Here is a 26,024-nt window from a genome sequence, read left to right as displayed (position 1 = left end):
GCCGCCAGGCCGGATTGTTAACCGGCCTGGCGGGATGCTGTAGTTTACAGCCAGTTTTTACGCTTAAAGTACAGATACGGCGCCAGCCCGGCGAGGATCATAAAGATAATCGCGCCAGGGTAGCCAAAACTCCACCGCAGTTCCGGCATAAACTCAAAGTTCATTCCGTAGCTGGACGCCACCAGCGTCGGCGGCAGGAATACTACGGAAACCACCGAGAAGATTTTGATGATGCGGTTCTGTTCGATGTTGATAAAGCCCATCGCCGCCTGCATCAAAAAGTTCACTTTCTGGAACAGTGATTCATTATGCGGCAGCAGAGATTCGATATCGCGCAGGATCTCCCGCGCCTGCTCCAGTTGCCCACCTGGCAGACGCGCTTTACGCACCAGAAAGTTCAGCGCACGCTGAGTATCCATCAGACACAGACGCACCTTCCAGCCGATATCTTCCAGTTCTGCCAGCGTAGACAGGGCTTCATCGTATTCATCACCCTGATGGCCTTCCATGATCACCCGGCTCAGCTTTTCCAGATCGCTGTAGATGTTTTCGATTTCATCCGCCAGCTGTTCGATTTTGGTTTCAAACAAATCGAGAAGAAGCTCGTAAGCGTTACCGTCCACCATCTCCTGACTACGGGCGCGCATACGATATAAACGAAACGCGGGTAATTCACGTTCACGCAGCGTAAACAGCCGGCCCTCACGAATGGTAAACGCGACGGTAGAGTTACCGGCGTGATCTTCCGCATCTTCGTAAAAGAAGAAGGAGTGAATATGCAGACCGTCTTCGTCTTCAAAAAAACGGGCCGATGCCTCGATGTCTTCCAGTTCAGGGCGGGTGGCCAGATTCTGGCCCAAGTCCGTTTGCACGCGGTGTCGTTCTTCATCGTCCGGCTCGACTAAATCAACCCATACCGAGCTGGCAAGGTGATTGATTTCATCAGCTTCGAGACGAATCAGACGATTTTTTTCCAGTTGAAATGCGCTCAGCATGACCGGGACTCCCAATGCAAAAAATGATCGGACAGTTCGGTGGGCACACAGAAACTATTGGGTTTCAGACCATTAAACAGCCTGACTCAGCGCGACGGGATAACGAAAAGTCGCTGACAACCGCTAAGGCTATCAGCAAAAGGGGATAGCCTTAGGAGTTGATCCTGGATGACAGGATAATGAGCCAGTATGTACTGGGTGTGTCCAAGGCGAATGTCCTCTTAGCGTAATCGTGCGCGCATGTTACGCCAGCAGAATTTTGACGTCAACACGCAACGGAACGCCAGTGAGCAATAATTGCCCCTCAGACATTAAGGCTAGCAGAATATTACAAAATAGTGATATTTTTCTTAAGGTTACACGTTTTCAAGTTTCGCGTAGGCCGCCACCAGCCATTTGATCCCTTGTCCCTTGAAGGCAACCTGCAGGCGGCTGTGCTCGCCGCTGCCCTCAAGATTCACAATAGTGCCTTCGCCAAATTTGGCGTGACGGACGCGCTGACCCAGTTTATAGCCGGTATCGTTTTCAGAGACAGGGGTACCCATTCGTTGATGGCTGACCGGTCGGCTGATACTGGCGCGCAGGCGAACCTCTTCTACGCAGTCCTCTGGTAGCTCGCCAATAAAGCGTGAAGGCCGATGATAAACTTCTTTACCATACAAACGACGAGTTTCTGCGTAGGTCAGGGTGAGCTTTTGCATCGCGCGCGTAACGCCTACATACGCCAGACGACGTTCTTCTTCCAGACGCCCGCCTTCTTCAAGCGACATCTGGCTGGGGAACATGCCCTCTTCCACACCAACGATAAACACCTGCGGGAATTCCAGCCCTTTGGCCGAGTGCAGCGTCATCAGTTGTACCGCGTCCTGCCACGTATCGGCCTGCCCTTCACCGGCTTCCAGCGCGGCGTGGGACAGAAAAGCCTGAAGCGGCATCAGATCTTCGTCTTCGTCGTTGTAGCTGAACTGGCGCGTTGCCGTCACCAGTTCTTCTAAGTTTTCGATACGTGTCTGGCCTTTCTCGCCTTTCTCCTGTTCATACATGGTCCGCAGGCCGGAGTCTTTAATCACCCGGTCGGTCTGGACGTGCAGCGGCATGTCAGATGTTTCCTGCGCCAGCGCGTCGATCAGTTCCATAAAACGCTGCAAAGCGCTGGCGGCGCGCCCGGCAAGGGCTTTGTTCTGCAACAGTTCGCGGCACGACTGCCATAGCGTGAGCTGACGCTCGCGTGAGGTCTGGCGCACCACATCCAGCGTGCGATCGCCAATGCCGCGCGTCGGGGTATTGACCACACGCTCAAACGCGGCATCATCGTTACGATTCGCAATCAGGCGCAGATAAGAAAGCGCGTCTTTGATTTCCTGGCGTTCGAAGAAGCGCATTCCACCGTAAATTCGGTACGGCATACTGACCTGTAATAACGCCTCTTCCAGTACGCGTGACTGGGCGTTACTGCGGTAAAGAATAGCGCAGTGCTCCAGCGCTCCGCCGTTCTCCTGCCAGGTTTTAATCCGGTTCACGACGAAACGCGCTTCATCCAGTTCGTTAAACGCGCAGTACAGTGAAATCGGCTCGCCGTCACTGCCGTCGGTCCACAGTTTTTTGCCCAGACGCCCATTATTATTTTCAATCAGGGCGTTGGCTGCGCTCAGAATGTTACTGGTGGAGCGGTAATTTTGCTCCAGACGGATGGTCTGCGCACCGGGAAAATCGTTGAGGAAGCGCTGGATATTTTCAACCTGCGCGCCGCGCCAGCCATATATAGACTGGTCATCGTCGCCAACAATCATGACTTTGCCGGTATCACCCGCCAGCAGGCGGATCCAGGCATACTGAATGTTGTTGGTGTCCTGAAATTCATCCACCAGAATATTGGAAAAGCGTTCCCGGTAGTGCTGAAGAATATGCGGTTTGTTGAGCCATAATTCGTGAGCACGCAGCAGCAGTTCGGCAAAATCAACCAGTCCGGCGCGGTCGCACGCCTCCTGATAGGCCTGATACACTTTTTGCCAGGTCTGCTCTACGGGATTACCGTAGCTCTGAATATGGTGCGGGCGCAGCCCTTCGTCTTTCTGACCGTTGATGTACCACATGGCCTGACGCGGCGGCCACTGTTTCTCATCCAGGTTCATGGCTTTGATAAGACGCTTCAGCAGGCGAAGCTGATCCTCACTGTCGAGGATCTGAAAATCCTGTGGCAGTCCGGCATCAAGATGGTGCGCCCGCAGCAGACGGTGCGCCAGCCCGTGGAACGTACCTACCCACATTCCACCCTGAGTGGTGCCCATCAGTTGACCAATGCGGTGGCGCATTTCTGCCGCCGCTTTGTTGGTAAACGTGACGGCCATAATGGAATACGGCGAGTTGTTTTCTACACTCAATAGCCACGCGATACGGTGCACCAGCACCCGCGTCTTTCCGCTCCCCGCGCCCGCCAGCACCAGCATATTGCTGCGCGTTGCGCCCACGGCCTCGCGCTGTTTGTCATTAAGGCTATCGAGCAGGTAAGAAACGTCCATTGGCACCGCCGCGTTGAAAACAAGAAAACCACGCCCTGCCTGCGGGCAGTTCGCTTATCGGGAGGAAATGAGCATGGTGCTCACCGCCGAACCCCTGGGAATTTATACAATACTGCTGATGATTATATCAGCGTCGAGAGGGATGCCAACTGTGAAATTTCAATATGAGGCAGCAGGCGGCTATCGGTTGCCTGCATCAGGTCAGCATTTTCCGGTTTGATCCAGCAAGCCTGCATTCCACAGCGAATGGCGCCAGCGACGTCGGTGGTCAGGTCGTCCCCCACATGCAGGATTTCACCAGGCGGAAGATCCAGCCGCTCTGCCGCCAGATGATACATATCATGGTACGGTTTAGAGCGCCCATCCGGCCCGGCACGCAGTACAAATTCAAAATAGTCGCCGAGACCAAACCGTTCCGGCTGCGCATTACCGTTAGTGATCGCCACCAGCGGCCATTTTTTAGCCAGTGCAGCCAGCGTATCGTGCGTCGTCTGCGGCACCTCAATACGGCTTCGCCAGGTGGCAAAGTTCACCATCGCCGCCTCGGCTCCCGCCGTGGCCTCATCCTGGTTAAGCCCGACGTCCAGCATCATCTGCTCGACAGAACGACGACGCCACTCGGTGACATCGTGATAAATTTCCGGCTCGGTCTGGCGAAGCGCCTGACGCAAGCGCTGGAAGTCGCTGTTCTCCAGCGTCACCAGCGCCGGATGATAATTGCGTAAAAATGCCAGCGTCTCCTGCTCGGTTCGCAGGATCACCGGACGATTATCATAAAGGGTATCGTCCAGGTCGAACGTTAGCGCTGAGATGTGGCCCAGCGGTCGATAAAAACGCATTATTTCCCCCGTTTGGCGCGCGGATGCGCCGCGTCATATACTGAGGCAAGGTGTTGAAAATCAAGATGAGTATAAATTTGGGTGGTAGAGAGATTGGCGTGACCCAGCAGCTCCTGAACACCGCGCAGATCGCCACTCGACTCCAGCATATGGGTAGCAAATGAGTGGCGTAACTTGTGCGGATGAACATGACTGTTCAGCCCCTGCTTAATGCCCCACTCGGCAAAACGCTTCTGAACATTTCGCGCCGAAATTCGCTTGCCGAGCTTTGATAAAAAAAGCGCATTGTCGTCACTGCCGAATAATCCGCGTAAATCGAGCCAGTGCTCAATCCAGATCCTGGCGTTACGTCCGATGGGCAGACGGCGCTCTTTACTGCCTTTGCCCACTACCCATACTTCGCCTGTGTCGAGATCCAGATGTTTAATATCGAGACCCACTAATTCCGAAAGACGCAGCCCGGCACCGTACATCACCTCCAGCATCGCCCGATCGCGCACCGCCAGCGGATCGTTAAGATCGATATCCAGCAGGCGGTTCATATCATCGACATCAATATTTTTCGGCAAGTGGCGCGGGGCTTTTGGCGTTGAAATTCCCTTCGCCGGATTTGCTTTTAAGATGCCCTGGCTAATCTGCCAGTCGAAAAAGCTGCGCAGCGCTGAAAGACGTAATGCGAGGCTGGTGGGACCAAGCCCTTTACGGCGGCTACGTACGGCAAGATTACGCACCATTGCAGCATCGCACTGCGGCCACTCTTTCAGTCCCGCGTCTTCAGCAAGCGCAATAATCGCTTCAAGCTGGCGCTGATAGTTGAGCAGCGTAATGGGACTTAGCTGGCGCTCAACGCTGAGATAACGCAGAAAACGTGCCACCGATTCATGTAGCCGGGGAGCGCTCATATCCGTTCAATCCAGCGTTGCAGCAGACCAGGAAGCATCAGCGCAATTTCCTGCAGCAGCTGCGTACCCTGCCCGTTTTCATAATGGTGCGGATCGCGGCTGCTGAAAATCATCACCCCAAGATCGCCCTCATGCCCCAGTAGCGACAGTGCTACCGAGCCAATGGCTTTCGCCTCAGGCAGTATTAGCAGCAGTTCGGGCCCGTTTAGCGATCCCAGATAGTGGTTGTTCTGGCCCAGACGCTGAATACGCAGCGGCTCAAAAGCCTGACGATTGAGCGCAAGATGAGTAAAGCGTGACGGCGCGCCAATGCGCCAGCGGTCGGCAAACAGGCGGATAGTCGCGCCTGCCAGCCCCATTTCACGCGCCCAGCGATGCAGACGATTTAACATATCGTCGAGACTTTCAGCCGCCGCCAGACGATTTTGTAAATTCAACAAACGATGAAACAGGCTTTCGTTTGCGCAGGCCTGCTCCATCAGCAGCGTCATATCATCTTCCATCTGGTTGATGTAGTTACGTGCGCGAACCATATGCCACTCAACCAGCGAGACCGCACCGCGTACGGGGTGCGGCACCTGCATTCGCTCAACCAGCTGGGCATTGCGAATGAAAAATTCAGGATGTTGCAGCAGATAGTCCGCCACGATACTGTCGTCCAGTTCGGCCAGCGTATTCTGTTGCTCTTCCCCAATCTGTTTCATAAATGGATAAATCCGTCGTAAACATGTGTCGCCGGGCCGGTCATAAACAGCGGATGCCCCGACCCTTTCCAGGCAATATCAAGACGCCCACCGGGCAATTCGACCCGAACTTCTTCAGCCAGAAGACCTTGCAGGATACCAACGGCAACAGCCCCACAGGCACCGCTTCCGCAGGCTTGCGTCTCACCCGCCCCGCGCTCATAGACGCGCAGACGAATATGTTCCCGGCTAACGATCTGCATAAAACCCACGTTTGCCCGCTCCGGAAAACGTTCATGATTTTCCATGACTGGCCCTAACATTTCTACCGCCGCGGTAGCAACATCATCAACCTGAATCACACAATGGGGATTTCCCATTGATACCACGCCGCACAGTATGGTCTGCTCCGCCGTGCGCATAATATAGGTCTTTTCCGCCTTATTAGCGCGAAACGGCACCTGCGACGGCTCAAAATTGGGTTCGCCCATATTCACGCGCACCAGCTCGTTTTCCGTGACCGTCAGGACCATTCTGCCATTGGCCGTGCTGACGCGAATATCACGCTTATTGGTTAGCCCTTTCAGGCGCACAAAACGGGCAAAACAGCGTGCGCCATTGCCGCACTGTGAGACTTCGCTGCCGTCGGCATTGAAAATGCGGTAATGGAAATCAAGCTCGGGATCGTAAGGAGGCTCCACCACCAGCAGTTGATCGAATCCTACACCCAGATGCCTGTCCGCCAGACGACGGATCAGCTCTGGTGAAAAAAAGAGATTCTGCGTTACCGCGTCGACGACCATAAAATCATTGCCAAGGCCGTGCATTTTTGAGAACTGCATTATCTGCTCCATATGCGCGGTTACAGAATAAAACGATCAGTAGTTAACCTGTGAAGGACCGTCACCCGTTGCGCGATCGTTACGATCTGGCGTGGAGCTTTGCGTTTGCGGCTCGACCTTTTTCGTCGGCGGAGGCGCTTTATCATCAGCCGGTGGGAAATAGAGTGGTCCTTTCAGACCGCAGCCCGTCAGGCTGAAGAGCGTGAGTAAAACAGCCAGTGAACGGAAAACGTTTTTCATTGAGAGTTGCCTGTAAGTTCATGCTTTCTGTTGTCTATCATCGCAGGAGAAGAGGTAAAAGCAAGCGTTTAGCCACGATCTTTATAAAATCCGAAAAGCATCTTTAAACGGCAATTTTAACGAAAAGGTATAAAGCCGTAGGCGCTACAGCTGAAAAAGCATGATGTTAGGTTGTCAGGATGACGGGCGGAAAAATCTCAGCTGTTCGTGTAAAAATCTGATAACGCCTCACACGGCGTTACGAGTATGCATGCCTCTGTCGCCACGCTAACCTGTCCGCTTTTCCTGTATACTCTTGCCACAATTGATCAACGGGATGTCACTATGAACGACAGTGAATTTCATCGCCTTGCCGACGCGCTATGGCAAAACATTGAAGAACAGCTTGATGACTGGGATGGCGATAGCGATATCGACTGCGAGATTAACGGTGGCGTGCTGACGCTGACCTTTGAGAACGGCAGCAAAATTATTATCAACCGCCAGGAGCCGCTGCATCAGGTATGGCTGGCCACTAAACAGGGCGGCTACCATTTTGATCTGAAAGACGATGAGTGGGTATGCGATCGCAGCGGCGACATGTTCTGGGATCTCCTGGAGCAGGCTGCAACGCAACAGGCGGGTGAGGCGGTCAGTTTTCGCTAAGGTTGTTTATCCAAAGCGTGAGCCTCACCGTCGCGTGGCGAGTGAGGCTCAGGAAAAATACTGCTGCAGGAGCGGCGCGTCGTTATCCTGATTCGCAGGTGGAATAGTAATAGACTGGTTACGGAACGGGATCACCTGCATCCGGCCGTCGATTTTCACAATCTGGTAGAACTGCGGCAGGTTAAAGTTGATAAAACTGGAGCCGTAGGTAAAACGGTCATGCGATGAGGAGTAGAAGCGACTCACATCACGCACCAGCTCCTCTTTGCTGCCTTCACAGTGGTGATAAACTTCGGCGCGATTACTCTCATCAAGAATATAAATGTTGAAGCCGTTATCGTCGTTCGTTCCTTCAAAAAAGAACTGAATAATCCCTTCGCTGGCAAAACCGTCAACGACTGCCGGAAGTTCAACCTGGTGGGTTTCCACCTGAACGGACAGGCCGTGCAGTTTGTTATGAGAAATCGCACCGTAAAACTCAATAGCATTTTCCAGCTTTTGCACGGAAACGTTAAGGCGTTCAAAGAACAATCCCCACGTCTGACCGGCGACGCGCAGCGCTTTAAAACGGCCAGTCTCCTGACGAGTGCTGGAAAGGCGCAGTTCGATACACTCGGAAACCAGCTGCTGCACGCGGGTGCGGATCAGGCCACGCAGATGCTGGCTGTAGCAAAAGACGTCAACGCTGTCAGGCGGCGCGGCATCCTGATGCATTTTACCGAGAATCGTTTTTAACGCTTCGATCATGGCCTGCTCGCCGTTAAAGTGCAGCGTACGCACCTCGTTCCACGAGTTGCGATACAGCAAATCGACGCTGCCAACCAGGCAGTTTTGCTTCTCGCCAAAGCTGAAGACATCCAGCTTGCGGAAGTCAAAATGCACCACCTGATTGCGAAAAGCCGCCGTTGGATCGTATTCAAGGTTAACAATGATGGCCAGATGGCGGATCTCACACGGGCTGTAGAGCGCTTTCGGCGTTGGCGCAGGCAGGCGCAGCGGAAAATGATGAGAAACGTCGGCAACCATCTCCTGCAACTTCGCCAGATCGACAATGTCATTGCCTTTAATGAACAGGCGGGTGCGCGAGGTCAACAGACCGTTAAACCAGGCCCAGGCCACTAACTTGTTCAGATAGCGGTTATACTCCAGCGGCTGATGGCTGACGATAGATTCCATGTTCGGCGCACGATTGTACAGATACCAGCCGGTTCGGTTGGCACGGCCCGGCGGCACATGAATAAAGGTCAGATTTGGCTCTGAGAGATCCGGCGAGATTTGCGGATTAACCAGGGTGACTTTGCCAGGCAGCGCTTCAAAAGCGGCGTACAGCTTACGCGTCAGCACGCCAATATCCTGCGGACTGGCAGACACGCTCAGATTATTGCGGCGGGCAAAGCGGATAAGATTACGATAGCTTTGCATCATGGCATCAAGCAGTTCGTTATGCGCTTCGCGGACCTGATCGATTTTCCAGTTAGCCCGGTTATCCAGCATGGTGAGACGCTCTTCGTCCCATCCCCAACCGCTGACTAAATGACTGATAACTTCACGACGCCAGCCGACGCAGGCGCGCTCCCGGCTGAGCTTTTCACAGACTTTTAAGTAAAAACATCGACGCACGAGGTCGAGGCGCGTGGTGTCTTCAATGGCCGTCAGATAATGCGTGACGCGTTCCAGCATCATGCAGTAAGGGTCAAGACCAAAGGAGACAATTTCGCCATCGTGCAGGCGCTGTTTAATGTCTTTTGCCAGCAGGCGCGTATTGGGATACTCCCATGAATACGCCTCAAGCAGCAGGGTTTTCAGCACCGCTTTATACGGTGAGTCGATGCTCTTATAGAGCTGCCACAGGCTGGCACCGAAGTATTCCTCAGCGGACAGTGAGCTAAGCCCGCCCAGGTCCATCCACTCGTTCGGCGTCAGTACGCCCTGCGCATAAAGCGTCATAACGTAATCGTCGTAATGCTCTTCTTCATCGCCCGGCACCATATTCCACAGAATACGCTTGCCCGCGAGACGCACCGAGGTACGGTAAAATTCATCCAGCAGGAGGATATGCTGAGTCGAGCCGCAATCTTCGCCGCCCAGACTCCCGCTTTCATTATGACGGAAACGATTTTCGTCGATCAGGAAAAAGCTGACCTCAACGCCGAGGGAGGCAGCCCAGGATTCAAGCAGGCTACATTTGCGTTGCAGGAGCTGGCGTTCTTCGTTGTCGAGCCAGGCCTGGTGGCATACCCAAATGTCGAGATCGGATGAGCAGCTTTGCCCGACGGATGAGGTACTGCCCATGGAGTAAATGCCGGTGATCGGCAGTTCGCCTTTTGCCGTTTGTTGCGGCGGCATTCCCTGGTGCAGTTCGAGTTCGTCAAGATAGTGGCGTTGGGTTTCATCAGGCGTGTAGAAGCAGATGCCATGGGGAACGCTACCGTCAAGGTAACCCGGCATCAGCGGATGGTGATAATGCAGCAATGTCGGCAGTAGACTGTAAACCTGCTGAAAAGCGGGTCCCATAGCAGCAAGTGCGCGATCGACGCGCAGTTGGTTAATGGCATCCAGTCTCTGTTTTAACGTCTCAATATAGAGGTACAAGACATCTCGCCTGATGTTTGAAACCCGACTCTCTGAACACATAAACCGGCTCAAAGAAGGCTTCAGTGATTCAAATAAACGTCTTCGCTTGTCGTCCCTCTGATTCGGATGATACAGACGAACAAATGGCTTAAAACGTGATCAATCTAACACCTTGCGCATTGACCGTAAAGAAAGAAGCACGATATCCCCTTGCAGCATTGTTTGCAGGGTGTAAATCCTGGGCTACGCTTCCCCCTTCCCTCCCGCGAAAACTGACATCTCTGAGACAACAGTGTTAGGATGGGCCGGAGGTAATAATGACGGTAACAACCATGTTAGACAACGTTTTAAGAATTGCCACACGCCAGAGTCCGCTTGCGCTATGGCAGGCCCATTATGTTAAAGATCGCCTGATGGCTTGCCATCCGGGGCTTAATGTTGAACTGGTGCCGATGGTCACAAAAGGCGATGTGATCCTGGATACGCCGCTGGCGAAAGTGGGTGGTAAAGGGCTGTTCGTTAAAGAGCTGGAACTGGCGCTGCTGGACAACCGTGCCGATATCGCCGTCCACTCTATGAAAGATGTACCGGTTGAATTTCCGCTTGGGCTCGGGCTGGTAACCATTTGCGAACGCGAAGATCCGCGCGATGCTTTTGTCTCTAATCGCTATGACTCGCTTGATGCCCTGCCGGAAGGCAGCATCGTCGGCACATCGAGCCTGCGCCGTCAGTGCCAGATAGCGGCGCGGCGGCCGGATCTGATCATTCGTTCACTGCGCGGAAACGTGGGTACGCGCCTCGGCAAGCTGGATAATGGCGAATATGATGCCATTATTCTTGCCGTGGCTGGCCTGAAACGGCTTGGTCTGGAATCACGCGTGCGCGTTGCGCTGCCTGCGGAGCTGTCTTTGCCTGCGGTGGGCCAGGGCGCGGTCGGAATTGAATGCCGCATGGACGACGATCGCACCCGTGAATTGCTCGCGCCGTTAAACCACGTTGAAACCGCAATTCGGGTAAAAGCGGAGCGCGCGATGAATACTCGCCTGGAAGGAGGATGTCAGGTTCCGATTGGCAGCTATGCTGAGATTGTAGAAGGTGAAATCTGGCTGCGCGCGCTGGTCGGTTCGCCCGATGGCGCTCAGATGGTGCGCGGCGAACGCCGGGGTAAGCCAGAAGAAGCAGAGCAAATGGGCGTTTCACTGGCCGACGAGCTGCTGGCTAATGGCGCACGAGACATTCTGAACGCCGTTTATGATGGAGAATCACCGGCATGAGTATTCTGGTCACTCGCCCTGCCCCGCAGGGGGAACAATTAGTGAGCCGACTGTGCGCACTTGGGCAGGTGGCCTGGAACTTTCCGCTGATTGAATTTATGCCGGGCCGCGAATTGTCCGTATTGCACGACCGGCTGGCATGCCTTCGCGCTGATGACCTGGTCTTTGCCCTTTCCCGACATGCGGTCGAATTTGCCCAGGCGCAGCTTCAGCGCCAGAGCGCATCATGGCCCGGCCCGCCACGCTATTTTGCAATTGGACGGACGACGGCGCTGGCGCTGCATACCGTGAGCGGATACGAGATTCATTATCCTAAGGATCGGGAAATTAGCGAAGTGTTGCTACAATTACCTGAATTACAGGATGTTGCGGGCAGGCGTGCACTGATCCTGCGGGGCAATGGAGGACGCGAATTACTTGGGGAAACGCTGATGTCACGCGGCGCAGAAGTCATCTTTTGCGAGTGTTATCAACGTAGTGCAAAGCATTATGATGGTGCAGAAGAGGCCATGCGCTGGCAGCGCCGAGGTGTCACTACGCTGGTCGTCACCAGCGGAGAGATGCTGCAACAGCTCTGGTCACTGATCCCGGAATGGTACCGTGAGCACTGGTTACTCCGCTGCCGGCTTATAGTCGTCAGCGAGCGTCTGGCGCACCTCGCCCGGGAACTGGGCTGGCAAAATATTCAGGTCGCCGATAACGCTGACAACGATGCGCTGCTACGCGCACTACAATAAATCTCATAATGGGAAGCCATAATGACGGAACAACAACACTCCTCTGACGTGGTTGAAGAAACCAGGGAGGCCGTGGACACCGTGCCACAGCCACAGAAAACTGAGAAGAAACGCAAAACGAATACCGCACTCGTGCTGAGTGTGGTTGCGATTGCTATTGCGCTGGCATCCGGCGTCGGTTTATACAGCTGGGGAAAGCAGCAAGCGTCTAAGCAAACAGCAAACAGCGATACGCTGGTAGACCAAATTGCTGCCCTGCAAAAAACGCAGACGTCACAAAAAGCCGAGCTGGAAAGCGTTATTAAACAGCAGGCGGCCCAGCTCGCTGAGGCGAACAATCAGCAAAGCGAGCTGGCAAAGCAGCTTGATGACGTTCAGCAAAAAGTGGCCACCATTTCCGGTACCGATGCCAAAACCTGGCTGCTGGCGCAGTCCGATTTTCTGGTCAAACTGGCCGGGCGTAAGCTCTGGAGCGATCAGGATGTTATGACAGCAGCCGCATTATTGAAAAGTGCTGATGCCAGTCTCGCAGATATGAACGATCCGAGCCTGATTACCGCTCGCCGGGCAATTACCGAAGACATCGCCAGTCTTTCTGCGGTTTCGCAGGTGGACTACGACGGTATTATTCTCAAACTTAACCAGCTGGCGAACCAGATTGATAACTTGCGTCTGGCAGACAGCAACGACGATGGCACCCCGATGGATTCCGACAGCAGTGAGTTGTCCAGCTCCCTCGGCGAATGGCGCGTTAATCTGAAAAAAAGCTGGCAGAGCTTTATGGATAGCTTTATTACTGTCCGCCGCCGCGATGAAACCGCTGTTCCCCTGCTTGCGCCAAACCAGGATGTCTACCTGCGTGAAAACCTGCGTTCACAGCTGCTGGTAGCGACACAAGCCGTTCCGCGTCATCAGGATGAAGTGTATAAGCAAGCGCTGGATAACGTTTCTACCTGGGTTCGCGCCTATTATGATACGGATGATGCCGCCACTAAAGCGTTTCTGGAACAGGTAGAACAGCTCAGTCAGCAAAACATCACTATGGACATACCGGATACGCTGCAAAGCCAGCCGATCCTCGAAAAGCTGATGCAAACGCGCGTCCGTAACCTGCTGGCACAGCCTGCTGCCGATGCATCAGCGCCTGCACCGGCTGCTGAAACACCGCCTGCCGCTGCGCCACAAGGAGAGTAATCATGATCAAGGTACTCTTACTTTTTGCATTGCTGTTGGCGGGAATTGTGCTTGGCCCTGTCGTTGCCGGGCATCAGGGATATGTCCTTATCCAGACTGATAACTACAACATTGAAACCAGCGTAACGGGGCTGGTCATTATCCTGATCCTCGCGATGGTGGTGTTGTTCGTCGTAGAGTGGCTGCTGCGCCGTATTATGCGCACTGGCGCGCATACGCGCGGCTGGTTTACCGGTCGTAAACGCCGTCGGGCGCGCAAACAAACCGAGCAGGCGCTGTTAAAACTGGCAGAAGGTGATTATCAGCAGGTTGAGAAGCTGATGTCGAAAAATGCCGACCATGCTGAACAGCCGGTAGTGAACTATTTGCTGGCAGCAGAAGCGGCTCAGCAGCGCGGTGATGAAGCGCGCGCAAATCAGCATCTGGAACGTGCTGCCGAACTGGCTGGCAACGACGTGATCCCGGTGGATATCACCCGTACCCGCCTGCATCTGGCGCGTAATGAAAATCATGCTGCGCGCCACGATGTTGATCGTCTGCTGGAAGTGGCGCCGCGTCATCCGGAAGTGCTGCGCCTGGCCGAGCAAGCCTATACCCGTACCGGCGCATGGGGTTCCCTGCTGGAAATTATTCCGTCAATGGCGAAAGCCGACGTGGGTGATGATGAACATCGTGCCCTGCTGGAACAACAGGCGTGGATTGGCCTGATGGATCAGGCGCGTGCCGATCAGGGTAGCGAAGGGCTGAAAGCATGGTGGAAAAATCAAAGCCGTAAGACGCGTCGGCAAACGGCACTCCAGGTTGCCATGGCCGATCACTTAATCGAGTGTAACGATCATGATACTGCTCAGCAGATCATCATCGACGGACTAAAACGTCAGTACGACGATCGCCTGACCCTGTTGATCCCACGTCTGAAGACCAATAATCCGGAACAAATAGAAAAAATCCTCCGACAGCAGATTAAAACCGCAGGCGACCGGCCTTTGCTGTGGAGCACCCTCGGTCAATCATTGATGAAGCACGGCGAGTGGCAGGAAGCGAGCCTCGCTTTTCGCGCTGCGTTAAAACAACGTCCTGATGCTTTTGACTATGCGTGGCTTGCCGATACGCTCGATCGCCAGCGCAAACCTGAAGAAGCAGCGGAAATGCGGCGTGACGGGCTGCTGCTCACCCTGCAAAACAATAAACAGCCGTAATTTCTCCCGCCTCCGGCCATAAAAAAACGCCTGCTCTGAGTTCAGAGCAGGCGTTAAAACAGGTCTGTTTGACAACATAAATGGGTGCTTCACTCAACGTTATGTCCATGATGTTTGATGAGGCCGAAGCGACATCTGGCAGGTGGACGATAAGCACCATAAGTGGCTCTGCATCATTCCTGGTTTATGAGGCCCTGAGGCGAGCATAAGAGATGGAATGAGCATCTACGTTCGGAATTATCGCACAAGGCGCAGTAATCTGTCATCCTGCGTCAGCAAATCCGGAGTATTCTGCATTCACGCCATGGCGTACTGGCCTGAAACCCTGTTACACCAGTCTGCTAAATAACTTGAGCACACTCCCGGCCTCATCCTTCCCTCACTCGCGCCACTATCGTTAACAGCCACGCAGGCTCACCGCTCAGCAGGTGAGTGCTATTCGTTGTTTGCTGTTTATGGATCTAATGTGAATGATCGTTGCGGCAGGATGCCGATGCGGCATTTATTACGGAGGAAAGATCTCAGAAAACAAAAAACCCCGCCGAAGCGGGGTTCAAAATTGGTCGGCGAGAGAGGATTCGAACCTCCGACCCACTGGTCCCAAACCAGTTGCGCTACCAAGCTGCGCTACTCGCCGAAATACTGCTTTTTGACTTTTTAGTTCAATTTAAGTAGTGGTGCGAGGGGGGGGACTCGAACCCCCACATCCTAAGGACACTAACACCTGAAGCTAGCGCGTCTACCAATTCCGCCACCTTCGCATTCCACAAAACTCTTAAACTGTATAAAACTTTTAAATCTAATGGGGTGGCTGATGGGGCTCGAACCCACGACAACTGGAATCACAATCCAGGACTCTACCAACTGAGCTACAGCCACCACTGTAATCTTTTACGCGGTATTGAAACCACCGCAGCTCAAGCACCGGGTTATTGGTGCGCCCGACAGGATTCGAACCTGAGACCTCTGCCTCCGGAGGGCAGCGCTCTATCCAGCTGAGCTACGGGCGCTTAGCGCCGTTGCGGGGCTGGATATTACGGACTTACCCACCCCCTGTCTAGCCCCTTTTTTAAATAAAATGCGCGACCGACTATATTTTGCGCATTTTGTTGCTTATTACTTCACTTTTCGGGCAGAACTAACGTGATTAAGACCAAATACCTTATAAATAAGCGTAACGGCGGCCATAAACAGAATGCCGACCAATAGCGACATTCGCGTGTCTTCGTTAAAGCCCATGCCAATAAGCACACAAATCAGGAAAGCCATCGTTAAATAGTTAGCCCACGGGAACAGGATTGAGCGGAACGGATGGCTGGCAATCGCTTCTTTGTGCGCACGCCGAAAACGCAGCTGGCTTATTAGGATCACAAACCACGGTACCATCCCCGGTAACACGCTGGCGCTGTAGACATACACAAACACCCGCTGCGGATTCGGAATAATATAATTGAGGCACGAGCCAATCAGCAAAATCGCGATTGAGACGGCCACGCCCGCGACCGGCACGCCGCTGCGCGAGACTTTCCCCATCGCGGCAGGCAACTGACGATTATTTGCCAGCGCGTAGAGCATCCGTCCGCAGCTGTACATTCCGCTATTACAGCCAGAAAGCGCCGCGGTCAGCACCACGAAGTTAATGATCCCCGCTGCCGCCGTAATTCCAATTTTCGCAAAGGTCAGCACGAACGGGCTACCGTTCGAACCAATTTGATTCCATGGGAAAATGGTGACGATAACGAAAATTGCGCCAACGTAGAAAATCAGGATGCGCCATAACACTTTACCAACCGCACTACGCAGGGTGACCTGCGGATTTTTCGCCTCACCCGCAGTAATACCAATGAGCTCGACGCCCTGGTAGGATGCCACAACAATACACAGCGCCGTCAGGAAGCCTTTCCAGCCGCCAGCAAAGAAGCCGCCGTGCTCAGTCAGATTACCAAAGCCGATGCTCTGGCCGCCGTTACCAAAACCAAAGAAGATGACGCCCAGACCCACGACAATCATCACAATGATCGTGGTGACTTTGATCATCGCAAACCAGAACTCTATTTCACCGTATAAACGCACGGCCGCGAGGTTTGCCATTGCCACCAGCGCGACGGCAATCAGCGCCGGTATCCACTGCGCCATCTCCGGGAACCAGAACTGGACATAAACCCCTATCGCAGTAATTTCCGAGATGCCGACGGCCATCCACATAAACCAGTATGACCATGCGGTGAGATAGCCAAAAAACGGGCTCATATAGCGATGGGCATAGACCGCGAATGAACCGGCTACCGGCTCAAGGAAAAGCATCTCGCCCATTGAGCGCATGATAAAGAAGACGAACAGGCCGGCAATGATATACGCCAGCAGAACCGACGGTCCGGCCCATTTCAGGGTGCTGGCGGCCCCCATAAACAGGCCCACGCCGATGGTGCCCCCAAGAGCGATAAGTTCGATGTGACGGGCTTCAAGTCCTCGCTGAAGCGCCGGTTGTTTCTCAGACATAAATCCTCTGTGCTTGCAAATTTCCGGGCAGTGCCGGTTCTTGTTATGAGTGAAAATCATTCTTATTGCGCATAAACGCGCACGAATGGTTTAACAATTTTTGCAAAATGGCAAACAAAGGATGAAAAGAAGTGAGTGAATTGAACACTAAACAGCCAGAATGGGGAGATTACTACGGCGTCGGTTGAATAATGCCGACGCCCATTGAAAGAGGCCGGATACGCGGCGCGCTATCCGGCGGGGTGAAGCCGCGTTACATCTTGCCGGTATAGTGCCAGCCTAAATAGCGCAGCAGACGGATCTGGCGGCTAATACGGCTGGGCTGGGACAATAAGCGGTACAGCCACTCCAGTCCCAGATTCTGCCAGACCTTTGGCGCACGTTTTACATGACCGGTGAAGACATCATACGTGCCACCCACGCCCATATACAGCGCATCAGGATGGATCAGACGGCAATCGCGCATCAGGATCTCCTGCTTCGGCGAACCCATCGCGACGGTGACGATCTGTGCCCCGCTGTCGCGAATGCGCCCGAACAGCGCCTGCTTTTGTTCCGGTTTGAAATAGCCGTCCTGGCTGCCGACAATATTCACGTTCCACTGCGCACGCAGCTTTGCTTCGGTCTGCGCCAGTACCTCAGGTTTCCCGCCCAGCAAAAAGACCGGCGTACCTTCTGCACCCGCGCGTGCCATTAACGCTTCCCACAGGTCTGCGCCCGCCACGCGTGATACCTGCGCATCAGGATATTTTTTGCGCACCGAGCGCACTACGCTGATCCCGTCAGCATACTTAAACTCTGCCGCCTCAATCAGGCCGCGCACTTCGGCGTTGTCTTCCACTGCCAGCATTTTTTCCGCGTTAATGGCGACCAGCGTTCCCTTGCGTAGCGCACCATCGGCATAGAGGTAGTCCAGCGCATGTTGCATATCGCGCCAGCCTATCAGCTTCAGGCCGCGCAGAGTGTAAGACGGTGCAGCAGTCATATTCGTCATGAGTATCCTTATCAGACTTGAGGTTGCGGCAGCGAGCGAAAACGCCGGCGGATCAGACCTGCGCTTTCGAATAGCCAGTACAACAGTTTAGCGGCCAGCAGGCAGAGACCGAAAATCGCGAGGAAAAAGACCACCCGCGATACAAACGAATCCAGCCCCTCACGTGCCAGCACAATCATATTGAAGATAGCGCCAAAGCAGAAACTGTGCAGGATCGCTGCTTTATAGCGGTTTGTCTCGCAATTGCCCAGGGTGTACAGCCAGTCAAACCACTTAATAATCAGCCCCACTGTTACTGCACCCAGCGGAATAAACCACGCTCCACCCATAACGACCAGCGAGCCGATCAGCGTGGGTGAAATCGCCAGCCCGGAGTGGTTATTGAGCACTTCCCAGGTAAAGTAGTTTGCCGTATTTAGCACAATTCCCGGACGGTCTGGCCATAGCCAGGTGGGAATAAATACATAGAAATCACGCACGATCGGGGCCAGTCCCTGAAACTCGATCTTATCGTAATTTTGCAGCAGCAGCGCCAGGTTCTCCCACGGCGAAAAGGTGTCCCGCGTCAGATACAGGAAAGTATAAAATGCTTCATCACCGCTAACGTTCAGCCCATAGCGGCGCAGCGCCAGCCAGAACATACCCACGATACCAAACGCCCCAGCCGCCGCCAGCATCCACAGCGAAATCCAGCCGCGAATAATGCCGATGAACAGAAAAATGGCGAAGGCAATAATGATATTGGCGCGTGTACCGCCGACAATCATGTAGGTCAGCATGCCGAAGGCAATTGTACTGACGAGGAAAAATAGCCACGCCTGCTTGTCTTGCCGCAGGAAATAGAGCACCAGCATCGCCGGAATGAAAAAGTAGAAGAAGCGTTTGAGGGCAACGCCCGACACTTCGCTGGAGAAGATTTCACTGTACGAATGCAGCCTGAACAGCAGGAACCCGTTATGCATAAAGAAGATGCCGACGCTCAACAACGCAATACCCATCAGCAGGAGCCAGGTAAGATGCGTCTCTACCCGATTCATGGTGAATAACGGGCGGCGCGGCGTGACGCTGTCAGCAGCGCGTAATCGCGTTTTATACGTCACGTAGTAGACCGCATAGAAGCAAACCGCAGCCAGCAATGCCTGAAGCAGAATTTCTGGCGGCGCCACGCCAACGTCGAAACGGAATACCAGGATGCAGGTCAGCGGAAAGCCAAAGAAAAAGGTCAGCAGAAACAGCAGTGAGAAAAAGACGTTGAAGTTAAAGCGCACGCGACGAAACTCGAAGTACGTCAGCGTGGCAATAAACAGCGTCGAGAGCAACCAGACTATCAGCAGGCCGCAAAATTGCATCTGGCTCATGCTTTCTCTCCTGCCGCGATCCGCAGTGCGCGGTGCCACGGCTGTAAATAGTTTGGCCTGAAAAAGGTAATGCTGTTTTTATCTACGCGGGTAAGCTGGCGCTGAGCTTCACGTACTACTGCCTCATTGAGCGTATCGGTAGTAAACAGCACGGGTATATGGTTTTCCGTCATATCCTGCCAGAACGGATTTTCCCGATTCAGAACGCAGGGTACACCGGCCTGGATGAGCAAGCATAATGTGCCAATCCCCTGCTGACGGGCAAAAATAAAATAGCCCAGATCGCAGCGCGTTAGCAGCGCCAGATAGTCATTAAACTCCAGCTTCTCGCTGAGGATCTGCAAATTCTGCTCGCTGAACAACGCCCGTCCGGCCTGGCGAACCTCATCAATGTAAGCCTGATTATTGGGCGGGTAGCCCATTGGCACGATCGCATTTACCGTATCGCCAAACTGCTGGTGCACCGCGTTTAACGCAGCAATATGGTCGTTGCTACGGTCTCCCGAATTGCCAATCAGGATGGTTAGCTTGCCCTCACGGTGTATGGCATCTGCCATTGTATTCAGCGACGGCTCCATACGGGTCGGAAAGTAAAGCAGCTCACCGCGCACGTCCGGGTGACGCTTCGCAAACTCGCTCAGATCGCCACGGGTGGCGAAAACAGTGCCGACCCGGCCCTGCGCCAGTCGGCGAAGAGGGTAAAACAGACGGAATTTCAGCCCGCCAGAGACTTCATAGAGATCAGCACCCCAGATGTGCCAGCTCACCTGCTGCGGCTTAATGCCGCCGCTCAGCAGCGCCAGCCACAGGGCGGTATTAAACTGGCCGTGAAAGAAGAAGCGCTGCGCCCGGTCACCTTTTGCTCTGGCAATTACCGCTTCTGCCAGCGCCTTTTTGCCTGAATAGCAGGTCACTGTCAGCGCCGGGAACGCCGTTCCGGCGTCCGCAATGTTTCCCGCGACCATAAATTCGCGCGCATGTTCGCCAGTGGCGGCAAGCTCATCATTGAAGAACCGCAGAACGGTTTGGTTGTGATGCGGGATATCCGATCCCAGTACGTGTATCAGTGCTGTCATGCCCGTCTACGCCAAAGTAAAAATACGCCGCTACACAGCGTGAAATAAACGATATACGTTGCCATGTAGGCTTGTGCCGCGCCCAGTGCGCCATGCGCCGGGATTAACCAGTGTGAAAATGCCATGAGCAGGACAAACTGGCTGACTTCCGCCAGTATATAGAATCGCAGCGAGGCTTTGGCAATCACCAGATAGCCATAAACGTAGGCCCCCACTTTCAGCACATCGCCTACCAGCTGCCAGGCAAAAAGATCGCGCATGGCCGCAAATTTTGTTGAAAACAGTAGCCATATCGCAAAATCGCGCAGCAGCCAGACGGTTAAGCTCGCTACCGCTACCGCAGGCAGCACAAACTTTAGCGATCGAACAATTTCCCGGCTTATCTCCTGCTTTGTCGTAAGCCTTGAGAGGGTAGGCAGCAGATAAACGCTGAACGACGCGGTGATAAATTGCAGATATGCATCCGAAATACTGCTTACACCCTGCCAGATACCCACGTCATCCCAGCTGTAATGCGCTGCCAGCAGGTTTCGCATCACCACATAGGCGACCGGCAGCGTAACCGATGTAATTAGCGCCATCAGGGTAAACTTACCCAGCTGGCCCGCCAGCCATGAATCCCACTGCGGTTTGAGATAACGTAGCGGGACGGTGCCGCGTTTGATCAATACCAGCGCGGCCGGAATAGCCACCAGCGCAGGCACCAGTGCCAGCCCCAGCAATGCACCTTCGTAGCCGCCAAATCGATAGCAGCCGTAATAGGCGATAACGCCAATAATACTGCCGGCAATGAGCGCCAGCGCGTTACCGGCCGCGTCACGAAATCCCTTAATAAATGCCAGCAGCAGGTTTGCCCAGGCAATGCCCATCTGTACCAGCGCGACCAGGCGTACCAGGCCCTGGTAATGGGTATGGCCAAATAGCGCCTGACTGACGGGAGCCGCGGCCAGAAGAAATACCAGCGCCAGCAGCGTAGAGAAGCCCAGCACCATTGCGCTCGATGTGCCGACAACGTTACGCAGCTGCACCGGATCGTCATGGGCCTGCGCAACAAATTTCGTCACGCCGTTAAAGATCCCCGCCCCGGCGAGTACGCCAAGCACCGTTACCAGTTGGCGGAAGTTACCCGCCTGGCCCACACCTGCCGGGCCGTAAGAGACGGCCAGCAGTTTGACGACCAGCAGACCCGTACCGATTTTCACCAGCGTGGACGCGGCAGTCCACACTGAAGCCTTCGCCAGCGACATCTCAGGCGAAGTAACTTAATAACGAATTGATCACCGTGCGCTGATTGACGGGAGCCAGATTGAAGAACAGCGGCAGACGAAGTAAACGCTCGCTTTCACGGGTCGTGAAGCGGTCTTCACCCACAAACTGTCCAAAACGCTCGCCTGCCGGACAGTCGTGCAGAGGTATGTAATGGAATACGGCCAGAATCTCGGCTTCTTTCAGCCAGGCAATCAGGCGGCTGCGATCGTCAATGTCCCGCAGCTTGATATAGAACATGTGGGCATTATGCTCGCAGTCTGTCGGGCAGGACGGCAGTTCAATACGCCCTGCTTTTGCCAGCGGCAACAGCGCATCGTAGTAAGCCTGCCATAGCGTCAGACGCTGCTGATTAATGCGGTCCGCCGCTTCGAGTTGTCCCCATAAATAGGCCGCCTGTAAATCGGCCATCAGATAGCTGGAGCCAATATCACGCCAGGTATATTTATCAACCTGTCCGCGGAAAAACTGGCTGCGGTTGGTGCCTTTCTCACGGATGATTTCCGCCCGCTCAATCAGCTTGCGGTCGTTAATCAGCGTTGCTCCGCCTTCGCCACCCGCCGTATAGTTTTTGGTTTCGTGGAAGCTAAAGCAGCCTATGTGTCCGATGGTGCCCAGCGCACGGCCTTTATAGGTCGACATTACGCCCTGCGCCGCATCTTCGACCACAAACAGATCGTGTTTTTTAGCGATTGCCATAATGGTATCCATTTCGCAGGCCACACCCGCATAATGGACCGGCACAATGGCGCGGGTTTTCTCTGTGATGGCGGCTTCAATCAGCGTTTCGTCGATGTTCATGGTGTCCGGGCGGATATCCACGAAGACAATTTTCGCGCCACGCAGGACGAAAGCGTTGGCGGTGGAAACGAAGGTATAGCTCGGCATGATGACTTCATCATCCGGCCCGATATCCAGTAACAGGGCGGCCATCTCCAGCGACGCGGTACAGGACGGCGTCAGCAGCACTTTTGCGCTGCCAAAACGCTGCTCCATCCATTGCTGGCAACGACGCGTATAGCCGCCATCGCCGCACAGCTTGCCACTGCCCATTGCCGATTGCATATAATCGATTTCGGTTCCCACCACGGGAGGCGCATTAAATGGAATCATCTTGTCACCTGTATAGCCAGAAAGCGGTGCTTTCCACATTTGCACCGCTTTGAATGTAACGTTTAAGTGCGGCGGTGTTGCCCATTTGGGTCGCCACCCGCACTGTTTTTTTGCCGCGAGCCTGCGCCCAGTTCAGCGCGGCCTGCATCAGTTCGGCTCCCGCACCATGCCCGGCCAGCAGGCCGATACGCACGTCGGTATCATTCAGTTCACGTAGCGAAACATAGCCGCGAATATCACCATTAGCCGCCCGCAGCAGCAGGCATTGATGATCGAACGTGCCACGCACCGCGTTTTCTATCCACTGCGCGTAAAAGCGGCCGCTGGCGTCAGGCGCATACCACGGCGCGCGAAAACGGCTCAGCGCAAAAGCGTCTGCCGCTTTGTGGCGCAGGACCGGAATATCTGCCTCTGTTGCCACCGCAGCGTCAACGTCATCGCCTGCCGTTACCGGGACGATCAAATCAACTTCACCTTCCACCAGCCGAAAACCCAGTTGCTGAAATGCATCCAGCCAGTCAGGGCGATTAGCCGGAATTTTAGCCTGCACGCGTTCCCAGCCGGAGAGTGTTTCAGCACTCAACGCTGCAGCGCCTTCATCAACGCGCACAATGGCGCTTTGCAAACCAAAAAATTGGCTTTCCCAGTCGAGCGGCTCAACGCGGGCGTGAAGAATCAATGCCAGACGCCTTTGGTATCAACAATAAATTGTTGCGTCAGGCTGTCACCGTCGATCGCTTTAAATTCGTTATGATCGACCAGCATCACCAGCACATCTGCATCGTTCAGCGCCTGCTGTATGTCTGCCAGGGTACAGTGACCGGCCAGCTTTTTCGGTAACTCATGGATATTCGGCTCGACGACCAGCGTTTCGCCGCTGTGCCACTCGGCAATCAGCCTGGCAATTTCCATGGCGGGGCTTTCACGCAGATCGTCAATGTTGGGCTTAAAGGCCAGCCCAAAGCAGGCAATTTTGATGTCACCGGCCCGTTTTCCGCTGGCGGTCAGGCAGTCCGCTACCGCGGCTTTTACCTGATTGATAACCCAGTGCGGTTTATGGTCGTTGACTTCGCGGGCGGTACGGATAAGCCGCGCCTGCTCAGGATTTTGCGCGACGATAAACCACGGATCGACGGCGATACAGTGACCGCCAACGCCTGGCCCTGGCTGAAGAATATTCACCCGGGGATGACGGTTCGCCAGACGCACCAGTTCCCAGACGTTAATCCCCTGATCGGCGCAGATAAGCGAAAGCTCATTGGCAAATGCGATATTGACATCGCGGAAGCTGTTTTCAGTAAGCTTGCACATCTCGGCGGTGCGGGAGTTGGTTATCACGCACTCACCTTCAAGGAAGATGTTGTACAGCTCGCTGGCACGCGCGGAGCACACCGGCGTCATCCCGCCAATCACGCGGTCATTTTTAATCAGTTCCACCATCACCTGGCCTGGCAACACCCGCTCCGGGCAGTAGGCGATGTTAACATCTGCGTGCTCGCCGGCCTGCTGTGGAAAGCTCAGATCCGGGCGCATTTCTGCCAGCCACTGGGCCATTTGCTCAGTCGCACCCACCGGAGAGGTGGATTCGAGGATCACCAGCGCGCCTTTTTTTAGCACCGGCGCAATGGATTTCGCTGCCGCTTCAACGTAGACCATATCCGGCTCGTGATCGCCTTTGAAGGGCGTAGGCACGGCAATCAGCCAGGCATCGGCTTCAACAGGTGTGGTGCTGGCACGTAAATAGCCGCCTTCCACGGCCGCTTTAACCACGTTGTCCAGGTCTGGCTCGACAATATGAATTTGCCCGCGGTTGATAGTATCAACGGCGTGCTGGTTAATATCGATACCAATAACCTGTTTCTGTCGGGAAGCAAAAGCCGCAGCGGTAGGCAGGCCGATATAGCCCAGGCCAATAACAGAAATCGTATTAAAACTCATAGTGTTACCTGATTATTTTTCAGTGCATCCAAAATGCGTTTACACGCGTTGCCGTCACCGTAAGGGTTATGGGCGCGGCTCATCGCCTGATATTCGTCGTCGTCATGCAGCAGACGCGTTACCTGCTTAACGATGTCTTGTCGATCGGTACCCACCAGCCGCACGGTTCCCGCTTCAACAGCTTCAGGGCGCTCGGTAGTATCACGCATCACCAGTACCGGTTTACCCAGCGAGGGTGCTTCCTCCTGGATCCCACCGGAGTCGGTCAGGATCAACCAGGCGTGATTCATCAACCAGACAAATGGCAGGTAATCCTGAGGTTCAATCAGGATGACGTTATCAACGTGTCCGAGAATGCGGTTTACCGGCTCGCTAACATTCGGGTTCAGGTGAACCGGATAGACAATTTGCACATCGCGATTCTGCGCCGCAATCTCCGCCAGCGCCTCGCAGATCTGCTCGAAACCTTTACCGAAGCTTTCGCGACGGTGGCCGGTGACCAGAATCATCTTTTTACCATTGCCCAGGAAAGGATAACGGGCGGTCAATTCACCGCGCAGCGTTTCATCTGCCATAACCCTGTCGCGTACCCAGAACAGCGCATCAATCACGGTATTGCCGGTGACGAAAATTTGCTCATCAGCGGTGTTTTCATCGCGCAGATTCTGGCGCGAATTTTCCGTCGGCGCAAAGTGCCATGTGGCCAGGCGTCCGGTCAGCATTCGATTGCCTTCTTCAGGCCAGGGAGAATTCAGATCGCCGGTGCGCAGTCCCGCCTCAACGTGACCCACGGCAATCCGCTGGTAAAACGCCGCCAGACTGGTGGCAATGGTGGTGGTAGTATCACCATGGACCAGCACGACGTCCGGTTTGAACGATTCAAGAATAGGTTTTAAACCCTGCAAAATGCGGCAGGTGATCTCAGTCAGTCCCTGGCCCGGACTCATAATATTGAGATCATAATCCGGGACAATAGAAAAAAGGTGCAGCACCTGATCGAGCATCTCCCGATGCTGCGCAGTGACGCATACTTTTGCCTCAAAATGAGGATCCTTTGCCAGCGCATGAACCAGAGGAGCCATCTTGATAGCTTCTGGTCGTGTGCCAAATACAGTAAGTACTTTCACATCGATTCTC

General features: G+C 54.3%; 23 protein-coding genes and 4 tRNA genes. 5 read left to right on the top strand and 22 right to left on the bottom strand.

Features of this window, described 5'->3' with window-relative positions; all coding sequences use genetic code 11:
• Window positions 1-44: 44 nt before the first annotated feature.
• From corA to lptM, 8 genes are all read right to left on the bottom strand, one after another.
• Window positions 45-995, bottom strand: coding sequence for a magnesium/cobalt transporter CorA (gene corA / locus AC791_RS05705; protein WP_049839532.1), 951 nt, complete (start codon window positions 993-995; stop codon window positions 45-47).
• Window positions 996-1,146: 151 nt separating this feature from the next.
• Window positions 1,147-1,203, bottom strand: a complete 57-nt coding sequence (gene ysgD / locus AC791_RS20730) for a YsgD/CorL family protein (RefSeq protein WP_228136886.1) — start codon at window positions 1,201-1,203, stop codon at window positions 1,147-1,149.
• 148 nt (window positions 1,204-1,351) lie between these two features.
• Window positions 1,352-3,514: a DNA helicase II gene (uvrD, locus tag AC791_RS05700; protein WP_049839531.1), complete on the bottom strand. Its 2,163-nt coding sequence runs from the start codon at window positions 3,512-3,514 to the stop codon at window positions 1,352-1,354.
• A gap of 122 nt (window positions 3,515-3,636) precedes the next feature.
• Window positions 3,637-4,353 (bottom strand): 5-amino-6-(5-phospho-D-ribitylamino)uracil phosphatase YigB, encoded by a 717-nt coding sequence (gene yigB / locus AC791_RS05695; RefSeq protein WP_049839530.1) that lies wholly within the window; start codon window positions 4,351-4,353, stop codon window positions 3,637-3,639.
• Window positions 4,353-5,255: a tyrosine recombinase XerC gene (gene xerC / locus AC791_RS05690; RefSeq protein WP_049839529.1), complete on the bottom strand. Its 903-nt coding sequence runs from the start codon at window positions 5,253-5,255 to the stop codon at window positions 4,353-4,355. Before xerC ends, yigB begins: the two co-directional genes overlap by 1 nt.
• Entirely contained in the window at window positions 5,252-5,959 is a 708-nt protein-coding gene (locus tag AC791_RS05685; protein WP_049839528.1) for a DUF484 domain-containing protein, read from the bottom strand. The genes xerC and AC791_RS05685 overlap by 4 nt, the downstream gene beginning before the upstream one ends.
• Window positions 5,956-6,780 carry a diaminopimelate epimerase gene (gene dapF / locus AC791_RS05680; protein WP_049839527.1) on the bottom strand — a complete coding sequence of 275 codons (825 nt, stop codon included), beginning with the start codon at window positions 6,778-6,780 and terminating at the stop codon, window positions 5,956-5,958. Before dapF ends, AC791_RS05685 begins: the two co-directional genes overlap by 4 nt.
• A gap of 36 nt (window positions 6,781-6,816) precedes the next feature.
• The gene (gene lptM, locus AC791_RS05675; protein WP_049839526.1) at window positions 6,817-7,020 is read right to left on the bottom strand and encodes an LPS translocon maturation chaperone LptM; all 204 of its coding nucleotides are present in this window, start codon (window positions 7,018-7,020) and stop codon (window positions 6,817-6,819) included.
• A gap of 324 nt (window positions 7,021-7,344) precedes the next feature.
• Between lptM and cyaY the strand changes: the two genes are divergently transcribed.
• A complete protein-coding gene (cyaY, locus tag AC791_RS05670) occupies window positions 7,345-7,665 on the top strand; it encodes an iron donor protein CyaY (RefSeq protein ID WP_049839563.1) in 321 nt (106 codons plus the stop codon).
• Window positions 7,666-7,713: 48 nt separating this feature from the next.
• Here cyaY and cyaA read toward each other — a convergent pair whose 3' ends face one another.
• On the bottom strand, window positions 7,714-10,257 hold the full coding sequence (gene cyaA / locus AC791_RS05665) for a class I adenylate cyclase (protein ID WP_049839525.1): 2,544 nt from the start codon (window positions 10,255-10,257) through the stop codon (window positions 7,714-7,716).
• A gap of 314 nt (window positions 10,258-10,571) precedes the next feature.
• Here cyaA and hemC point away from each other — a divergent pair, with 314 nt between their 5' ends.
• Genes hemC through hemY form a run of 4 tightly spaced genes read left to right on the top strand, consistent with a single transcriptional unit; the run spans window position 10,572 to window position 14,643 of the window.
• The gene (gene hemC, locus AC791_RS05660; protein ID WP_049839562.1) at window positions 10,572-11,513 is read left to right on the top strand and encodes a hydroxymethylbilane synthase; all 942 of its coding nucleotides are present in this window, start codon (window positions 10,572-10,574) and stop codon (window positions 11,511-11,513) included.
• Window positions 11,510-12,250, top strand: coding sequence for a uroporphyrinogen-III synthase (gene hemD / locus AC791_RS05655; RefSeq protein ID WP_049839524.1), 741 nt, complete (start codon window positions 11,510-11,512; stop codon window positions 12,248-12,250). The genes hemC and hemD overlap by 4 nt, the downstream gene beginning before the upstream one ends.
• Before the next feature lie 21 nt (window positions 12,251-12,271).
• A complete protein-coding gene (gene hemX, locus AC791_RS05650) occupies window positions 12,272-13,444 on the top strand; it encodes a uroporphyrinogen-III C-methyltransferase (protein WP_049839523.1) in 1,173 nt (390 codons plus the stop codon).
• Between the two features lie 2 nt (window positions 13,445-13,446).
• Entirely contained in the window at window positions 13,447-14,643 is a 1,197-nt protein-coding gene (gene hemY, locus AC791_RS05645) for a protoheme IX biogenesis protein HemY (protein ID WP_049839522.1), read from the top strand.
• Between the two features lie 560 nt (window positions 14,644-15,203).
• On the opposite strand, the gene AC791_RS05640 is transcribed toward hemY, so the two are convergent.
• The 13 genes from AC791_RS05640 to wecB form a co-directional block, all read right to left on the bottom strand.
• Window positions 15,204-15,280, bottom strand: a tRNA-Pro gene (locus tag AC791_RS05640).
• Between the two features lie 38 nt (window positions 15,281-15,318).
• A tRNA-Leu gene (locus AC791_RS05635) sits at window positions 15,319-15,404 on the bottom strand.
• Window positions 15,405-15,446: 42 nt separating this feature from the next.
• Window positions 15,447-15,522 (bottom strand) — tRNA-His (locus AC791_RS05630).
• Window positions 15,523-15,576: 54 nt separating this feature from the next.
• A tRNA-Arg gene (locus tag AC791_RS05625) sits at window positions 15,577-15,653 on the bottom strand.
• A gap of 106 nt (window positions 15,654-15,759) precedes the next feature.
• Window positions 15,760-17,142 (bottom strand): bifunctional threonine/serine APC transporter ThrP, encoded by a 1,383-nt coding sequence (thrP, locus tag AC791_RS05620; RefSeq protein WP_049839521.1) that lies wholly within the window; start codon window positions 17,140-17,142, stop codon window positions 15,760-15,762.
• A 253-nt stretch (window positions 17,143-17,395) separates the two neighbouring features.
• Complete coding sequence (wecG, locus tag AC791_RS05615; protein WP_049839520.1) at window positions 17,396-18,136, bottom strand: lipopolysaccharide N-acetylmannosaminouronosyltransferase; 741 nt, start codon at window positions 18,134-18,136, stop codon at window positions 17,396-17,398.
• Between the two features lie 11 nt (window positions 18,137-18,147).
• Window positions 18,148-19,494: an ECA oligosaccharide polymerase gene (wzyE, locus tag AC791_RS05610; protein WP_049839519.1), complete on the bottom strand. Its 1,347-nt coding sequence runs from the start codon at window positions 19,492-19,494 to the stop codon at window positions 18,148-18,150.
• Complete coding sequence (locus AC791_RS05605; protein WP_049839518.1) at window positions 19,491-20,570, bottom strand: TDP-N-acetylfucosamine:lipid II N-acetylfucosaminyltransferase; 1,080 nt, start codon at window positions 20,568-20,570, stop codon at window positions 19,491-19,493. Before AC791_RS05605 ends, wzyE begins: the two co-directional genes overlap by 4 nt.
• Entirely contained in the window at window positions 20,567-21,817 is a 1,251-nt protein-coding gene (gene wzxE, locus AC791_RS05600; RefSeq protein ID WP_049839517.1) for a lipid III flippase WzxE, read from the bottom strand. The genes AC791_RS05605 and wzxE overlap by 4 nt, the downstream gene beginning before the upstream one ends.
• 1 nt (window position 21,818) lies before the next feature.
• Window positions 21,819-22,949, bottom strand: coding sequence for a dTDP-4-amino-4,6-dideoxygalactose transaminase (gene rffA / locus AC791_RS05595; protein ID WP_049839516.1), 1,131 nt, complete (start codon window positions 22,947-22,949; stop codon window positions 21,819-21,821).
• Window positions 22,950-22,953: 4 nt separating this feature from the next.
• Entirely contained in the window at window positions 22,954-23,628 is a 675-nt protein-coding gene (gene rffC / locus AC791_RS05590; protein ID WP_049839515.1) for a dTDP-4-amino-4,6-dideoxy-D-galactose acyltransferase, read from the bottom strand.
• Window positions 23,625-24,887, bottom strand: a complete 1,263-nt coding sequence (gene wecC / locus AC791_RS05585) for a UDP-N-acetyl-D-mannosamine dehydrogenase (RefSeq protein ID WP_049839514.1) — start codon at window positions 24,885-24,887, stop codon at window positions 23,625-23,627. The genes rffC and wecC overlap by 4 nt, the downstream gene beginning before the upstream one ends.
• Window positions 24,884-26,014, bottom strand: coding sequence for a non-hydrolyzing UDP-N-acetylglucosamine 2-epimerase (wecB, locus tag AC791_RS05580; protein WP_072094295.1), 1,131 nt, complete (start codon window positions 26,012-26,014; stop codon window positions 24,884-24,886). The genes wecC and wecB overlap by 4 nt, the downstream gene beginning before the upstream one ends.
• Between the last annotated feature and the right edge of the window lie 10 nt (window positions 26,015-26,024).

It is taken from the genome of Klebsiella sp. RIT-PI-d (assembly GCF_001187865.1).
Lineage (GTDB): Bacteria > Pseudomonadota > Gammaproteobacteria > Enterobacterales > Enterobacteriaceae > Superficieibacter.
This window is presented reverse-complemented; position numbering and strand designations above follow the sequence as displayed.

What these genes read in the sequence shown, in the direction of transcription:
- corA (WP_049839532.1), bottom strand. Translation starts at nt 995, where the DNA reads ATGCTGAGCGCATTTCAACTGGAAAAAAATCGTCTGATTCGTCTCGAA.
- uvrD (WP_049839531.1), bottom strand. Translation starts at nt 3,514, where the DNA reads ATGGACGTTTCTTACCTGCTCGATAGCCTTAATGACAAACAGCGCGAG.
- yigB (WP_049839530.1), bottom strand. Translation starts at nt 4,353, where the DNA reads ATGCGTTTTTATCGACCGCTGGGCCACATCTCAGCGCTAACGTTCGAC.
- xerC (WP_049839529.1), bottom strand. Translation starts at nt 5,255, where the DNA reads ATGAGCGCTCCCCGGCTACATGAATCGGTGGCACGTTTTCTGCGTTAT.
- AC791_RS05685 (WP_049839528.1), bottom strand. Translation starts at nt 5,959, where the DNA reads ATGAAACAGATTGGGGAAGAGCAACAGAATACGCTGGCCGAACTGGAC.
- dapF (WP_049839527.1), bottom strand. Translation starts at nt 6,780, where the DNA reads ATGCAGTTCTCAAAAATGCACGGCCTTGGCAATGATTTTATGGTCGTC.
- lptM (WP_049839526.1), bottom strand. Translation starts at nt 7,020, where the DNA reads ATGAAAAACGTTTTCCGTTCACTGGCTGTTTTACTCACGCTCTTCAGC.
- cyaY (WP_049839563.1), top strand. Translation starts at nt 7,345, where the DNA reads ATGAACGACAGTGAATTTCATCGCCTTGCCGACGCGCTATGGCAAAAC.
- hemC (WP_049839562.1), top strand. Translation starts at nt 10,572, where the DNA reads ATGTTAGACAACGTTTTAAGAATTGCCACACGCCAGAGTCCGCTTGCG.
- hemD (WP_049839524.1), top strand. Translation starts at nt 11,510, where the DNA reads ATGAGTATTCTGGTCACTCGCCCTGCCCCGCAGGGGGAACAATTAGTG.
- hemX (WP_049839523.1), top strand. Translation starts at nt 12,272, where the DNA reads ATGACGGAACAACAACACTCCTCTGACGTGGTTGAAGAAACCAGGGAG.
- hemY (WP_049839522.1), top strand. Translation starts at nt 13,447, where the DNA reads ATGATCAAGGTACTCTTACTTTTTGCATTGCTGTTGGCGGGAATTGTG.
- thrP (WP_049839521.1), bottom strand. Translation starts at nt 17,142, where the DNA reads ATGTCTGAGAAACAACCGGCGCTTCAGCGAGGACTTGAAGCCCGTCAC.
- wecG (WP_049839520.1), bottom strand. Translation starts at nt 18,136, where the DNA reads ATGACGAATATGACTGCTGCACCGTCTTACACTCTGCGCGGCCTGAAG.
- wzyE (WP_049839519.1), bottom strand. Translation starts at nt 19,494, where the DNA reads ATGAGCCAGATGCAATTTTGCGGCCTGCTGATAGTCTGGTTGCTCTCG.
- AC791_RS05605 (WP_049839518.1), bottom strand. Translation starts at nt 20,570, where the DNA reads ATGACAGCACTGATACACGTACTGGGATCGGATATCCCGCATCACAAC.
- wzxE (WP_049839517.1), bottom strand. Translation starts at nt 21,817, where the DNA reads ATGTCGCTGGCGAAGGCTTCAGTGTGGACTGCCGCGTCCACGCTGGTG.
- rffA (WP_049839516.1), bottom strand. Translation starts at nt 22,949, where the DNA reads ATGATTCCATTTAATGCGCCTCCCGTGGTGGGAACCGAAATCGATTAT.
- wecC (WP_049839514.1), bottom strand. Translation starts at nt 24,887, where the DNA reads ATGAGTTTTAATACGATTTCTGTTATTGGCCTGGGCTATATCGGCCTG.